13 protein-coding genes are annotated in these 13,982 nt (G+C 47.9%); 5 read left to right on the top strand and 8 right to left on the bottom strand.

The window, feature by feature from the left end; translation table 11 throughout:
• Positions 1 to 88 precede the first annotated feature (88 nt).
• Together EJP77_RS16445 and EJP77_RS16450 are read right to left on the bottom strand one after the other, a co-directional pair.
• Positions 89 to 1,069 (bottom strand): GGDEF domain-containing protein, encoded by a 981-nt coding sequence (locus EJP77_RS16445; RefSeq protein ID WP_127200342.1) that lies wholly within the window; start codon positions 1,067 to 1,069, stop codon positions 89 to 91.
• A gap of 364 nt (positions 1,070 to 1,433) precedes the next feature.
• Positions 1,434 to 1,691, bottom strand: a complete 258-nt coding sequence (locus EJP77_RS16450; RefSeq protein WP_127200386.1) for a YqkE family protein — start codon at positions 1,689 to 1,691, stop codon at positions 1,434 to 1,436.
• A 141-nt stretch (positions 1,692 to 1,832) separates the two neighbouring features.
• Here EJP77_RS16450 and EJP77_RS16455 point away from each other — a divergent pair, with 141 nt between their 5' ends.
• Positions 1,833 to 2,573, top strand: a complete 741-nt coding sequence (locus tag EJP77_RS16455; RefSeq protein WP_127200343.1) for a YwaF family protein — start codon at positions 1,833 to 1,835, stop codon at positions 2,571 to 2,573.
• Between the two features lies 1 nt (position 2,574).
• Here the strand turns inward: EJP77_RS16455 and EJP77_RS16460 are convergent, their stop codons facing one another.
• Positions 2,575 to 3,339 carry an MBL fold metallo-hydrolase gene (locus EJP77_RS16460; RefSeq protein WP_127200344.1) on the bottom strand — a complete coding sequence of 255 codons (765 nt, stop codon included), beginning with the start codon at positions 3,337 to 3,339 and terminating at the stop codon, positions 2,575 to 2,577.
• Between the two features lie 121 nt (positions 3,340 to 3,460).
• On the opposite strand from EJP77_RS16460, the gene EJP77_RS16465 reads away from it, so the two are divergent.
• Positions 3,461 to 3,889 carry an Lrp/AsnC family transcriptional regulator gene (locus EJP77_RS16465; protein WP_127200345.1) on the top strand — a complete coding sequence of 143 codons (429 nt, stop codon included), beginning with the start codon at positions 3,461 to 3,463 and terminating at the stop codon, positions 3,887 to 3,889.
• A gap of 20 nt (positions 3,890 to 3,909) precedes the next feature.
• Here the strand turns inward: EJP77_RS16465 and EJP77_RS16470 are convergent, their stop codons facing one another.
• From EJP77_RS16470 to EJP77_RS16480, 3 genes are all read right to left on the bottom strand, one after another.
• Entirely contained in the window at positions 3,910 to 5,142 is a 1,233-nt protein-coding gene (locus EJP77_RS16470; RefSeq protein ID WP_246021917.1) for an MFS transporter, read from the bottom strand.
• Complete coding sequence (locus EJP77_RS16475; RefSeq protein ID WP_246021918.1) at positions 5,143 to 5,595, bottom strand: MarR family winged helix-turn-helix transcriptional regulator; 453 nt, start codon at positions 5,593 to 5,595, stop codon at positions 5,143 to 5,145.
• A gap of 143 nt (positions 5,596 to 5,738) precedes the next feature.
• The gene (locus tag EJP77_RS16480) at positions 5,739 to 8,021 is read right to left on the bottom strand and encodes a PAS domain S-box protein (protein ID WP_127200347.1); all 2,283 of its coding nucleotides are present in this window, start codon (positions 8,019 to 8,021) and stop codon (positions 5,739 to 5,741) included.
• Between the two features lie 215 nt (positions 8,022 to 8,236).
• Between EJP77_RS16480 and ytxJ the strand changes: the two genes are divergently transcribed.
• The 3 genes from ytxJ to EJP77_RS16495 all read left to right on the top strand — a co-directional run bounded on the left by ytxJ (position 8,237) and on the right by EJP77_RS16495 (position 10,783).
• On the top strand, positions 8,237 to 8,575 hold the full coding sequence (ytxJ, locus tag EJP77_RS16485) for a bacillithiol system redox-active protein YtxJ (protein ID WP_127200348.1): 339 nt from the start codon (positions 8,237 to 8,239) through the stop codon (positions 8,573 to 8,575).
• Between the two features lie 146 nt (positions 8,576 to 8,721).
• On the top strand, positions 8,722 to 9,849 hold the full coding sequence (locus tag EJP77_RS16490; protein WP_221886019.1) for a permease: 1,128 nt from the start codon (positions 8,722 to 8,724) through the stop codon (positions 9,847 to 9,849).
• A gap of 37 nt (positions 9,850 to 9,886) precedes the next feature.
• Positions 9,887 to 10,783: a TIGR03943 family putative permease subunit gene (locus tag EJP77_RS16495; protein ID WP_127200349.1), complete on the top strand. Its 897-nt coding sequence runs from the start codon at positions 9,887 to 9,889 to the stop codon at positions 10,781 to 10,783.
• Between the two features lie 131 nt (positions 10,784 to 10,914).
• On the opposite strand, the gene EJP77_RS16500 is transcribed toward EJP77_RS16495, so the two are convergent.
• Entirely contained in the window at positions 10,915 to 12,798 is a 1,884-nt protein-coding gene (locus EJP77_RS16500) for an LTA synthase family protein (RefSeq protein WP_127200350.1), read from the bottom strand.
• 235 nt (positions 12,799 to 13,033) lie between these two features.
• Complete coding sequence (locus EJP77_RS16505) at positions 13,034 to 13,966, bottom strand: manganese-dependent inorganic pyrophosphatase (protein ID WP_127200351.1); 933 nt, start codon at positions 13,964 to 13,966, stop codon at positions 13,034 to 13,036.
• Positions 13,967 to 13,982 lie beyond the last annotated feature (16 nt).

Here is a 13,982-nt window from a genome sequence, read left to right on the forward strand (position 1 = left end):
AGTTTTGCAATAGTCTCTTTACATTTATTCATTCTATGCACTCTTATCCACGCCTGTTATATAGACACCAAAAAACCCGCGTTATTCATTAGGCTCTCGCGAGTTTCTTGGTGTTCTTGGATCGGTACATTTCCCGGTCCGCCTCCAGGAACAGGTAATCCATCTGCTGCAGGGAATGTTCACTATAAGCATATCCGAGCGAAATATCCATATTCAGATCCGGACGTTCCATCCGGAAGAGAACTACTCTTTGCTTCAAATCCTGAACCAGCTTGTTCACTTGATAAAGCGTCTTGTTAACAACCAATATGGCAAACTCATCTCCGCCTACCCGGCAGACCATGACCTCTTCAGATACCATTTTGCTGAGCAGTCCTGCAGCTTCTTTGATATACAAGTCGCCCATAATATGACCAAAATTATCATTCACATACTTCAGATTATCCATATCGCAGACAATGATCGCCGCTGGCGCATCTACCTTCACATCATAATGGGAGACCAGAATTTCGAAATGCTCCCGGTTATAAAGGCCTGTCATGGAGTCATGAGCGATCCGGTATTCCAAATACTGCTGGTACTCCAATCTATCCTGAGCAGGCCTGACAATTCCCTGAATGGCTGTAAGCTTACCCTCGTCAAAGACAGGGGTTGCCAGCTCCTCATACCACATATATTGGCCATGGCAGTCCCTGATTCTATACAGAATTGGCTGCTCGAAATCAAATTCCCCATTCAGCTTCTGGTAGAACTGATTCATATCCTCCGGATGTATCCTGAGAAATACCAGCTGCGGGTTATCCAGACTTGAAATTTGTTGTTCCGGCTCCATCAAGCGGTCAAGCGGGGCATATACATATCTATATCGGCGCACAGGCTCAAGCTCCAAATAGTACACAATATCCCGGGTACCTTCAAGGAGTTCGACTGTTCTCGTGTCATGGGTAGAGCGACTTCGGCTTCTTCCTGCCCAAATTCTCATTAAAGCTCCCATCAAAAGGACACTAATGGACATACCTGATAGAAAAGAGATCCACCACATTTCATCACCTTCTGCAATCGATTTCACTTTATCGCTTTCTCAAAGAACATCCGCAGATCTAGTTAGATGACATCTTCTGCGGTTCCGACGTTGGAGTAGTGGGTCTGCATGAGCACGGCGGGTAATCCTAATCTAATTTGTTCAACGAGGAGGTCGAACTGGGTCTATTAGAGGACAGTATATCGTTTGATTTACATAATTTTCGGGCTCATCTTCATCAAACTTTTGAACTAATCTCAAATGGTTAGTACTATATTCGACCTATAACCAAGGAATTCCTCGTCTTTTTTCATACAAACATTAATTTTTTTAATTTTTCCTTGAGACAAAAAAAAAGAGAGGCTCCCCAATCGGAAGCCAATGCTTCTCCAAGGACAGTCCCTCTCTCAGGCTATTTGAATTTCTTCCAATCCATACTGCTGCTGCTTAGCAAATGCTCAAAGTCATTCTCCAGACGCTTCTGCTCCGCTTTGCGTGCATCTTCTGCCTGCTGCCGTGCTTCCTCCAGGCGTTTCTGCTCATCCGCCTTCATCTCGGCCGCTTGAGCCTGAAGTTTGCCTACAACCTCACTGCTGAGGAGGTCCCTCAGCGTAGCAGGTTTGTCTTCGGTACGTGCGGGCGCAGCCGGACGGCTTTTCTTTTTGGCCATCATAATTCACCTCGTTAAACAAAGCGTTGATAACATTGTCCCATATCCACCTGTTTTTTTCAAAGAGGGGGTTTCCCTTTTTCCTAAATAAAGTAAAATCAATTCAGAAGTCTATTCCACCAGTAAAGGGAAGGTGTTCAGTTGATTGCTTATTTCAGCGTGGACGAAGCAGGTTCGTTCGAAGCTTTCTCTGCTTCTCACTTGATTATTCTGGCTATGTTCCTCCTCAGCCTTGTACTTCTCTACGGATGCCGGAAATGGCTCCAGAGACCTTCAAGAAGCCGAACCGGGCGGTATGTACTGGCTGGAATTCTGATCTTGTGTGAACTCTCACTGAATGTTTGGTATATCTGGGGCAAGAGGTTCGATGTGAAGGACACCCTGCCGCTGGAGCTGTGCAGCATATCCTTGTATTTATGTGTATTTATGCTGCTGTACAAGAGTCGGTTTATCTTCCAAATCGTCTATTTCACAGGTATAGGAGGAGCTCTGCAGGCGATCCTGACTCCGGCATTGTCTTATCCTTACCCCCACTTCCGGTTCATCGAATTCTTCCTGGCCCATATTGCGATCATTCTGGCTGTCCTTTATATGGTGTGGGTAGAAGGATTCAGGCCAACTCTAAAGTCGGTCGGTATCACGATGGTCTTCTTGAACATCCTGCTGGTGCTGATTCTGTTCATCAATCATCTGACAGGCGGCAATTACATGTTCTTATCCCATAAGCCGGCGACAGCGTCCCTGATGGACTTTCTGGGCCCATACCCGTGGTATATTGTCTCTCTTGAGACAGTCGCCTGCATTCTGTTCCTCTTGCTGTATATGCCCTTCGCCTTCTCTGCCGCCCGCGGCAAGAGGAACAAGCACCAGCTGAATTCCTAATCTATTCAGACTTCCCGTAGTCCATCCACTCCCCATCAAGCGGAATATGGACCGAGGAGCCGAGTCCCTCAGAGGACAATCGTGTCTTAAGATCTTCCCGGGTGATCAGACAATGGTTAATCGCCTCCATATGTACAGCGACAATCCGGGTGTAGGGAGCACAGCGCGCAAGTTGGATCACATCCTGCTCATCCATAATGATCGGGTCTCCGGTTACGAACCTGGCTCCGCCCGCATGAACTACCGTAATCTGAGGCCGATACTTGACTAGTGCCGCCTCCACTTCGTCACACCAAATGGTATCCCCGGCAAGGTATAGGTCCGGCTCTCCCTCTGCTTGGAGAACATAACCGGATACCTGTCCCATCCTCACACCGATCTCTCCGGTTCCGTGCCGACCTGAGGTCCGGTGTATCTGAATCCTTTGGTAATCAGCCGAGGATTCCACGGGCTGCACCTGGCTGAATCCGGCTGCTTGAAGTGTCTCCTCATCACCAGGCTGACAGAATACAGCGGCTGATTTACTCACCGCCTTGGCAGCAGCCGGATCCCAGTGGTCCAAATGCAAATGGCTGACCAGAACCAGATCAGGATCAGACAGCAGGCCCTGGTCTACTGGCAGAGGAACTAGGGGATTTCGCCTGTCGTTAGAAGAGTTGATGATAGGGGGATTAGCTCCCGCTTCACTGAACATAGGATCAACCAGAATTGTAAGCCCCGCATACTCAATCCATAGTGTCGCATTCCGGATCAGTTGTATTCGCATTTTATATCGACTCCTTTTCAGTGGGTATGCTTCAATTATAGGAATAAGGGCATCGCTGGCCTATAATCGGGTGAAATGAATCTGGTGTTTATTTTTTCATGATGAAAGGAATTTATCTGTTATGACCTTAAGCTCTATCGATGAGATCGATCTGAAGATTCTGAATTGTCTCCTGCACAATGCAACACTCTCCCATCGCGAAATTGGGGAGACTGTTCATCTGACAGGCCAGGCTGTAGGCAGCCGGATACGCAAGATGCAGGATCATGGAATCATTGAAGGTTATACCCTGCTCTGGAATCCAGAGAAGATTGGCTTATCTGTACACGCCTTCGTCACCGTGTTCCTGAAATCCGCGCCCGCTCATCAGACATTCCTGGAATTTGTCCAGCAGCGTGAAGACATTACCGAAATGCACCGGGTCAGCGGAGAAGGTTGCTACTGGCTTCGAGTACGTACAAAGACCCAAATGGAGCTTGGCAATCTGCTCGATGAACTGCTGGCTTACGGGAATTACAAATTAAGTCTCTCCATCGGACAGATCAAATAACGCAAAAAAGCCCGGATATCCTAATTGGATTCCGGACGAGGATGCGGGGTGGAATGTACGGCATGCACCTTCTTCTGGGCACGTCTGAATATAACAAACACCAGCAGAAAAAGGATCATTACAAAAGAAGAATATCGGTACATCTGGGAGTAGCTCGTCGCGGAGGCAAGTACGCCAAGCAGCATCGATCCGACCGCCACGCCCAGGTCGAGTGAATTGTAATAGAGGCTGTTAACCATGCCGTGCTGCTTCGGCGGGGTCTCTCGCAGCATCCAGGCCTGCGTTGTCGGCTGAATGGCTCCAAAGCCGAGCCCATACAGCAGCGCTGATACAATGAGCAGCGGGATTGAGTGCGTGAACGAGAGCAGCATCAAGCTTGCGAAGACAATTAGCGAAGCTGGAATAAGCACAGCCGCCGGCCCTTTGCTGTCGAATATACGACCGGATACCGGTCTGATCACAAGCACCGTGAAGGCATTGAACAAGAAGAACAAGCCGATTTGAGCCAGATGGATCTCCGCACCGAATAAAGCGAGGAAGCCAAGTAAACCACCATAAGTAACGGATATGAGCATATTCAGCCCTGCGGGAAGAATAATGGTCTTCGGAAAAGGAAGCTTGGCGGCTTGAGTATCCCCTCCCGCTGGTGCTGCAGCCGGTTGAGGAGGTATGCTTCTTGTGAACAGAAGCAATGGAATAATTAGCCCTACAGCCACTGTACCGAGCAGGGTGAGCGTGGGGAATCCAAACCCTGCAAGCACAGATAATCCAATCATAGGTCCAATGGACATGGCCAGACTCGTGGATAATCCGAAATATCCTATTCCCTCACCAATCCGTTTCTTAGGAATAATCTGGGATACAAGTGTGGGCATTACCGTGCTTGCCATCCCGAACCCGACTCCAAAGGCTATGCGCAGCAAGAGCAGCAGGAACATGGTATTAGCATATGAATACAGCGCTGTGGCTGCACCTGCAATGACTATCCCCGTGATGAGCACCGCATTCCGATGGACTTTGCGCATAACAGGAATCATGACGAACCGGGTTACAATTGCCGCTAGGGCAAACAGACTCGTCACCAGACTAACGGTGAAATCGTTCGGATGGAATTGCTCCTTCGCGTAGGTAGGGAACGGAGCCAGCAGCATTTGAAGACATAAGAACAGCAGTAGATAACTTATTGTCAGCATGATGAACGACTTCGTCCACAGCTTTTCTCTTTGATCATCCTGATCCATATTGATTGTCATTCACTCCTTCTTCTCTCTCTCTATCATAAGGTCCGCTTTCTCGCTGATCTGCCGCAGCAGCTTCAATAACAGCTTGGACTCCTCCTCTGGAATCCCTTCTGTTATTTCCCTCAGCACTTGATGTTCTATCGGTTCCGTATGTCTGATCACCGACCTCCCAGCGTCGGTAATGAAGATGAAGAATGAGCGGCGATCGTTCTCCCCGCTCACCTTACGTATAAATCCTTTCTCCTCCAGAGCGGTAATTATCCGGGTTGTCGTTGGTTTGTCCTTCCCTGAACGTTCCCCGATCTCTTTCTGAATCTGGCCATCCTTCTCCCATATCCGGTACAGTACAGACCACTGTTCCGGGGTTATCTGGTAATCCCGCATACGCTGCTGCAGAATGAGGGACAGCTTGCGATAAGCAATCCCCATGTGAAAACCGATAGATTCATCAAGCGGACTATTCAAGATATTTCTCTCCATCCATAATAGTTGTCATAACAACTATATTACGAACTACGCATGTTGTCAATCTGGGCTGACGGACACGCAGCACACAAAAATCCGCATTTCTTATAGGAAATGCGGACTCATCTCGGTATTATTCACCATTATTTCAAGAAGTATTTATCTATCATTTCGGCAATAACCTGACTTTTGATCGGCTTAGTGACATAGTCCTGCATCCCTGCGGCCAGGCACTGTTCCCTGTCATCCTTGAGTACATTTGCTGTCACCGCGATTATAATGGGGACTGTGCCCGCAGGCAGGGTCTCATGTAAGATCCTGGAGGCATCCAGTCCATTCATTCCCGGCATGTGCATATCCATAAAGATCAGATCGAAGGTCTTATATGCAACCATCTGGATAACCTCAAGTCCATTGTTCACTACCTCAACACTGTGACCCATATTCTCAAGCATTTTCCTCAGTACCAGCTGGTTAATGTCGTTATCTTCAGCTACAAGAATGTTCAGTTTCAAATGGGAGTGTACCTCGTCTGCTTCACCCTCCCCGAACTCCATGCTGTCCAAGCTGCCCTTCACTCGCTGAAAACTCATAGTGAACACAAATGTGGCGCCGGGCTCATCGCTTGGCTCAACGCGGATCTCTCCCCCTAGCATTTCAACCAGCTTTTTGGTGATCGCAAGGCCCAGGCCTGTGCCCTCATATTTACGATTCATGAAGTTATCCAGCTGATGAAACGGCTGGAACAAGTACTGAATCTTGTCCTTTGGAATTCCGATTCCGGTATCCTTCACCCTGAATTCAAGAAGTACATGTCTCTCACAGCTGGAATGCAGATCGACATCTACGGAAACCCCGCCGTTGTATGTGAATTTGATCGAGTTGCCTAACAGATTCACCAAGATCTGCTTCAGTCGGTCAGGATCTCCTATTAGCTTAGCTGGAACATTCTCCGAAACGGATAGGTTCATTCGAAGTCCCTTCTGATCCGCTCTCGCCCGGAGCATGTCCATCGCTTCCGTTATCACGTCCTTGAGTCCGAACTCGGACTGATGAAGTACCGTCTTCCCGGACTCAATTTTGGCAAAGTCCAGAATATCATTGATAATGGCCAGCAGGGAATCCCCGCTCTTGCGTATGATTTCAACAAACTCCCGCTGGGTATCGTCAAGTTCCGTCGTCTCCAGCAGAAGATCTGTCATCCCGATCACGCCGTTCATTGGCGTCCGGATCTCATGACTCATCATCGCCAGGAATTCACTCTTGGCTTTATTCGTATTCTCCGCTGCTTCTTTGGCCGCTATAAGCCTCTTCTGCTCGGTCATATCCTTCGCAATGATATAGAATCCCACATTCTTGTTGTTAATAATAATGGGAGCAATGGTCGTCAGCACTTCGGTTACATGACCGTCTCTATGAGCGATAGTATCAATCTTTCTCTCCACAGAGGCATCATTAAGGGCATGATGAAGAATGTCTCTCAAATGCTGGAGTCCGATGAAGCGGGCGAGACTCGTACCTGCGATCTCCTTGATCTTGTAACCGGTCAGCTGTTCCGCCACCGCATTACAATTAATAATATTGCCTTCCAGATCCAGTGAGATTACAGCATCATGATTATATTTTTTCAAAGAGTTATATCTCTCTACACTCTCTTGTAATTTAAGCTGGTCCAGCTTGCTATCTGTAATGTCCTGAACCGTTCCCATAATGGTCTTTGGAAGCCTGCCATCAGGACCATAGGTAACAATGCCGCGCAGATCCAGATACTGAGCCTTCCCATCGGGCCTGATCAGATTAAGCTCAAATTTAAATTCCCTGTTCCGAATCGCATCATTAAAAATCCCCTTAAAGCGTTCCCTCTCTTCTTTGGGGACCAGATCCATGACCTCATATACCTTCAAATGATCCTTGGTATAGGGGATGCCGCATATCGAATACACCTGTTCCGAACAGATGATGGTGTTTCTATCAACATTCCACTCCCAGCTCCCTATGGAGGCGATCCGCATCGTCTGGGCTAAGAGCTCCTCCCGGTCCTGCATGTTCTTGCCAGCATGATAATCAGAGGATACAAACATAATAAAATATGGCGGGTGATCTTCCTCTTCCCTCTGAATCAAGGAGACAGCTATCTGAGCCAAAATAACGCTTCCATCTTTACGAATAAGCTTGTGTTCCAGCTTGAGAGAAGTCCGCTCCTCATGAAGCAGCTTGCACAGCTTGGCATAGCTATCGGCATATTCTTCCTGGTAGGTAATCTCCCTCATGCTTAAGTTAAGCAGCTCATCCTGCGTGTACCCAAGGAGCGCGCAAAGGGACGGATTGACCTGAAGCCACCTTCCATCCACCGAGACAAATGCAATGCCTGTTGGTGATAAAGCATACACCTGTTCATAATCAGGGTATTGTAGTTCATTATGCATAATATGCCTCCAACCAATGAAGTGTATAGAATGAGCTGATGGGGCTAGACAAGTTCACTTTGTCTAATAGATATCAGACAACACCTGAATTGTCAATTTACAATTTCTATGTAAAACGTATCCGTCCTCACTTGAATAACCCTATGGATAGATGCTACTATAGAAAGGAAAGTAACTTCTCATAAACAGATGAACCCAAAGGAGCGTGAAGCGAAATGAGTTGGACAGAAATTTCAACTATAGATGAATGGAATCAAATCCTGGAGCAATCCAGCAGCCGGGGGCAATTGGTGCTGAAGCACAGCACTACCTGCCCGGTTAGCGCGAATGCCCTTAAGGAATTTAATCAATTTGTTGACGCCAATCCAAATGCAGACGTAGATTACTATCTGGTCAAAGTTATTGAGTCACGTCCTGTCTCCAATCAGATTGCCGAGGATCTGGGCGTCAAGCATGAATCCCCTCAAGTTATATTTGTGAAGGATAAAGCGAAGTATTGGACGGCTTCCCACTGGTCTGTAACGAATGCTCATATTGAAGCAGTATTGAATTAATCTTTAGCTTGATTATCATCATTACACATTTGAAAGCCTTAGACCAGAACTTATCAATTCCGGTCTAAGGCTTTCCTTGTTATTATAGAATACAGAGAACAATTAGGATGGATAATTCCAATATATTTTAGCAAGGAGAATCAGCAGTGAATCCCACAACACCTCCCCCTCGGCGGTATTCCACAAACCCGGGGCGCATTTTATTTATAATTGCTCTTCTAGCGGCACTAGGGATCACCGGTATTCTTCTTCTTCGTGGTAATGACATAACCTCCTTACCTAACTTGTTAACGAACTTCAAGGCCTTGTTCATCAGTATCATTCTTGAGGCACTTCCCTTTATGCTCCTCGGTGTTCTATTCTCCTCAATACTGGAGGTCTTCGTCTCCGAGGCCACAGTCAGACGGCTGATTCCCAACAATCCGCTGCTTGCCGTCCTCTTCTCCTGTGTGCTCGGCTTCATCTTTCCGATCTGTGAATGCGGCCTGACTCCGGTTGTAAGAAGACTTATTCATAAAGGCATGCCTCTGTATACAGCCATTGTCTTCATTCTGGCAGGTCCAATTGTGAATCCTGTTGTATTCGCCGCGACCTATATGGCTTTTCGGACAGAACCTCATCTGGCTTACTATCGGCTCCTTCTTGCCACAGTGGTGGCCTCAGCAATCGGGCTGTTCATCTGGCGGGTAGTGAAGACGGATCCGCTCCGCCCAGCGCCAAGCGGTGTGTCCGGACAAGCCCATGCCGGTTCATTGACGGCAGTAAGGAAGCTGCCTGTTCGCGTTCATTCAGGAGCCGTAATCGGGCAGACTTCCAGATTCGTACTGAGCAGGGTCCGCTCCCCCCGCAGGAGCGTCATTCGTGGACGTATCAGCTCATCTTTAAGTCATGCCATTGAAGAATTTTTTGAAATGGGAAAATATCTGCTGCTGGGCGGAGCGATTACAGCCCTAATCCAGTGCTTGTTATCGAGAGATAGCCTTATAGCTCTAGGCGGCGGGCCCCTCAGTTCCCATATATTCATGATGGGAATGGCATACCTGCTATCCCTCTGCTCAACATCGGATGCCTTTGTAGCCTCCTCCTTCGCTTCCGCGTTCCCAGCAGGAGCGCTGCTAACGTTCATGATCTTCGGTCCAATGCTTGACCTGAAAGGTACGATTATGCTGCTGTCTGTATTCAAGGCCAAATTTGTCCTGCTGCTTGCAGTCCTCATTATCGTGACTGTGTTTATCGTTGCCCTCATTGCCGGACAGACACTCCCTATGTCGTAGAGAGCAATGAACTGACCTAAGGAAGGAGAGGATTCACTTGAACCAGCCTAAAGCCACTCTATTCAGACACGCTGTTATGCAGACCTTGATCCTTCTCGGTTTCGCAATCTATATTAGTTACTTGTCTCTATCCGGACATATTAATTACTACATCGCTCCGCGTATGCAATCTTATGTGGAGTTGTCTGCAGCGGTGCTCTTCCTAATGGCCGCCTATCATGGATATCATACCTATCGGCAGCTCCGCGGCCTTCCTTCTTCCGCCCATTTCCATCACAAGCCGCCACGTTCAGCACTGGCAAGAGGAGTGCTTAACTCGCTCTTCCTCTTCCCAGTCCTGCTCGGCTTTCTAGTCCCGGACAGCTTTATAGGCAGTGCTCTTGCTTCCAAGAAGGGCCTCAGCCTGGCGGGCCCTATCCATACCAGACAGATCCCAGTCACCTTGAGCAGCTCTGTAAAAGTCTCCGGTACAAGCCTCGCTAAGTTGTTCCCTTCGGACAAGTATACCGGGGAGTACGCCAAGCTTGGTATGAAGCTGTATCAAACTGACCATATTCAGGTCAAGGATCATGGATATGTTGAGATACTCACCGCGCTTCAGCTATACCCGGGGAATTTCGGCAGCAAGCCAATCGACATCAGCGGCTTTATCTACCGGGAGCCTTCGATGAAGCCGAACCAGTTCGTCATCGCCCGGTTCAATATTCAGTGCTGTACGGCTGATGCCATGCCTCTGGGGATTCTAGTGGAAATGAGCGGCGGGGATCAGCTTAAGACGGACAGCTGGGTGCACCTGTCCGGTAAGCTGGGCGAGACCTCCTATGAGGGGAATCCGGTGCTCAAGCTGGATGCCGAGAAAGCTGAACCGATCACTGCCCCGGATAATGTATATGTGCAGCCGTCTCTGGATTTCAGTTTTGAAGACCAACTGTAGGTTCTACCCATGCAGCGAAGCCCAAGATTATGAAGATTACCCTTTCGGCAGCACACCAAAAAAGCCCGGCATCTGTGTAAGTGAGATGCCGGGCTTTCCTATTCTCTTATTGCGATTACTTGAAGCTCTCCCTATCGCGTGGGAAGAAGCTTGACATATTCATCAGATAGACTCATTAGCTTCAGTATATAATCATAATCCTTTTTGTAAGGTGAAATATCGCTGACCGGCTGCATAGTCTTCAAGGAGACCGCCGTCCCGTCATCGAACCCTTGTCCAGGAACGAAGAGAATCTCATTATTGAAGAAGGAGCCGGTCGGTAGATAATATCTCATACCCACGACGTTCTTGTCGATATTCAGCAGATCATGGCCGAAAGCTGTAAACTTCTCATCCTTCAGCGAAATCCCGAGCAAATTGGCTACCGTTGGCATAATATCGAGTTGACCCCCCACCTGGTCAATCACCTTACCCTTAGTCTCACCGGGCAGATGAATAAGCAGCGGAATGTTGAACCGGGTGATTCGGGGATCGTAGTTAATCCCGAGCTGCTGGCTTACTACAGCAGGATCATTGTCCTGCGGCTGCAGCCCGAAATGGTCTCCGTATAACACAAGAACTGTATTATCCCATAGCCCATTTGCCTTTAAACGGTCAATCAGAGTACCTACCGCATAATCGGTATAGTTCACAGCCTGAATATAATCACCGAGCTGCGTTCCCTTCATGGAATCCGGCACGGTTATCCGAACACGGTCCTCCGGTACCTTGAAAGGAAAGTGGCTGGACACAGTAACAAACTGTCCATAGAACGGCTTACCTGATTGGCTAACTGCTGACAACTTGTCAACGCCCACCCGGTACAGTTCCTCGTCCGAAGCTCCGAACTCATTGAAATGGTCATTAGTATAAAAAGGCTTATCATAATAATGATCAAAATTCAGTGCCGGATACAACTTGATCCGGTCCCAGAAGCCGACATCGTTCACGTGAAAGGTGTTCGCCTCGTAATTATATTTCTGCAGCAGTCTGGGCAGACTGGGCAGCTTCCTGTCTCCATATCCTGTTGACATCGCTACAGTACCTGTCGGGTAGATCGATGTATTAGACATAAACTCGGCATCCGAGGTATTGCCCTGGCCTATTTCCTGGAAGACATGTGGGAAATACATCCCCTCCGCAGCCAGCTTATTCAGTACAGGGGTTACTTCCTGTCCCCCCAGCTTGAGATGGATCGGGAAATTCTGAAAGGCCTCCATCTGCACAATAATTACGTTCTTCCCCTTGGCGGCACCGAAATAATCCGGCTTCTTCCCCGCTGTCTTCTTGTCTGAGGACTGGTAAGGGTAAGTCGATTGCAGCTGGTTGATCCTGCCGATCGTGTCATTAATATTCCCATTCTCGATCGCCAGGTTCTCCTCCCTCGCCTTCAGAGCGGCCGCAACCTGGTAATCGAAGAATCCCAGGTTCTCAGCCTGCACCAGCTCATTCGTAATGGACTGGCCCAGCTGGATGTATCTTGCTGATACAAGCAGGCTTATTACCAAGGCAAGGGTGACCCCTATCTTCCAGACTGATCTTCGCCCTGCAACCCGAACTCCCCTTACCCGGCTCACCATCCATATCAGAGCGAACACGAGAACATCCAAGAAATAAACAAAGTCGATCCAGCGGATCGTCGATTGAATGCTGGACTGAATCTTGGTTACCTGATGCAGCTCATTTAGTGCGGTATAGGTTGGCACGGAATTAAAGTGCTCAAAGTATAACGTGGATGAGAATAAGAGCAGGGAGAAGATCAGGTTAAAACCCCAATATACTGGCCCCTTAATTCTAGCGGGCGTAATAAGTTCCAATATAGAAAGCAGCGCCAGCAGGGCAAGTGCATCCGTTGTCAGTCTGGTTACCTCAATACCGGCAAACAAAAAATAGCGTAAAAGTACTAACTTTAGAAATAGCAGAATAAATACGACAAAAAAAGGCGTTCTGTGATAAGCGCCCCTGTTCTTCTCCATACTAACTACCTTAACCTCTCTAACTAGGATGAAATCTAGTATACCACTAAATAGATCATTAGAGCTACTTTCCAGTACATAGAACCCACATAATTCCACACAGCATAAAGCCCTCTGTGAATACCTGTTCAGCAATCTTAATTCCGGAAACTGCTAAACTACAGTAAAAAAGCCCCTTCTACCCGGCTGACGCAGGAGGTCTGCCAGGGATAGGGGGCTTTTGATTATAAGCTGATTAGTTCTTGCTAAGAACGTCTGTGAGAACAGGAACGATCTGGGATTTACGGGATACTACACCTTTCAGGATAGCTTTGTTGTCGTCCAGCTTCACATTGTAAGCTTGCTCAACAGCTGCTGCCTGCTTGCCTAGTGCAATACCGACTGAATCATTGTTCAAGATATCTGTTACAACAAACAGGAACAGATCTAGACCTTTTTGCTCGATTACACTGTTCAGTGCAGCTTCAACTTCAGCTTGACGGGACAATACATCGTTAGTGTCCACAGCATTGACTTGAGCAATTTCAACCTTGGAACTGCCCATTTGGAACTCTTTGGAGTCAATGGTAATCAACTGCTCGATCGTTTTGTCGCTAAGGTCCGCGCCCGCTTTGAGCATATCAAGACCATACTTGTCCGCATCTACACCTGCAATCTCAGCAAGCTCACGGGCAGCAGCCACGTCCTGCTCAGTGCAAGTAGGCGACTTGAACAGCAAGGAGTCAGAGATAATGGCAGACAGCATAAGACCGGCGATTTCTTTCTTAATTGTCTTGCCGTTCTCCTTGTACAATTTGTTAAGAATCGTTGCTGTACAGCCAACCGGCTCTGCACGGTAGTACAAAGGACCGCTTGTCTCAAAATTGGCAATACGGTGGTGGTCGATTACTTCAACAACGCGAACCTGATCGATGTCGCTTGCACTTTGTTGACGCTCATTGTGGTCAACCAGGATCACTTCTTCAGCTTCATTCGCCACAGTCGCTACTTCACGAGGGGCTTCCACTTTGAAGAAATCAAGCGCATACTGAGTCTCCGAGCTAACAGCACCAAGACGCACAGCTTCAACTTCAAGACCCAGCTGCTTCTTCAGATCAGCGTAAGCAATTGCGGAGCAGATTGTATCTGTGTCCGGATTTTTATGACCAAAAATCAAAGTTTTTCCCATTGTAAAATACCCCTTT

It is taken from the genome of Paenibacillus zeisoli (assembly GCF_003994465.1).
Classification (GTDB): domain Bacteria; phylum Bacillota; class Bacilli; order Paenibacillales; family Paenibacillaceae; genus Fontibacillus; species Fontibacillus zeisoli.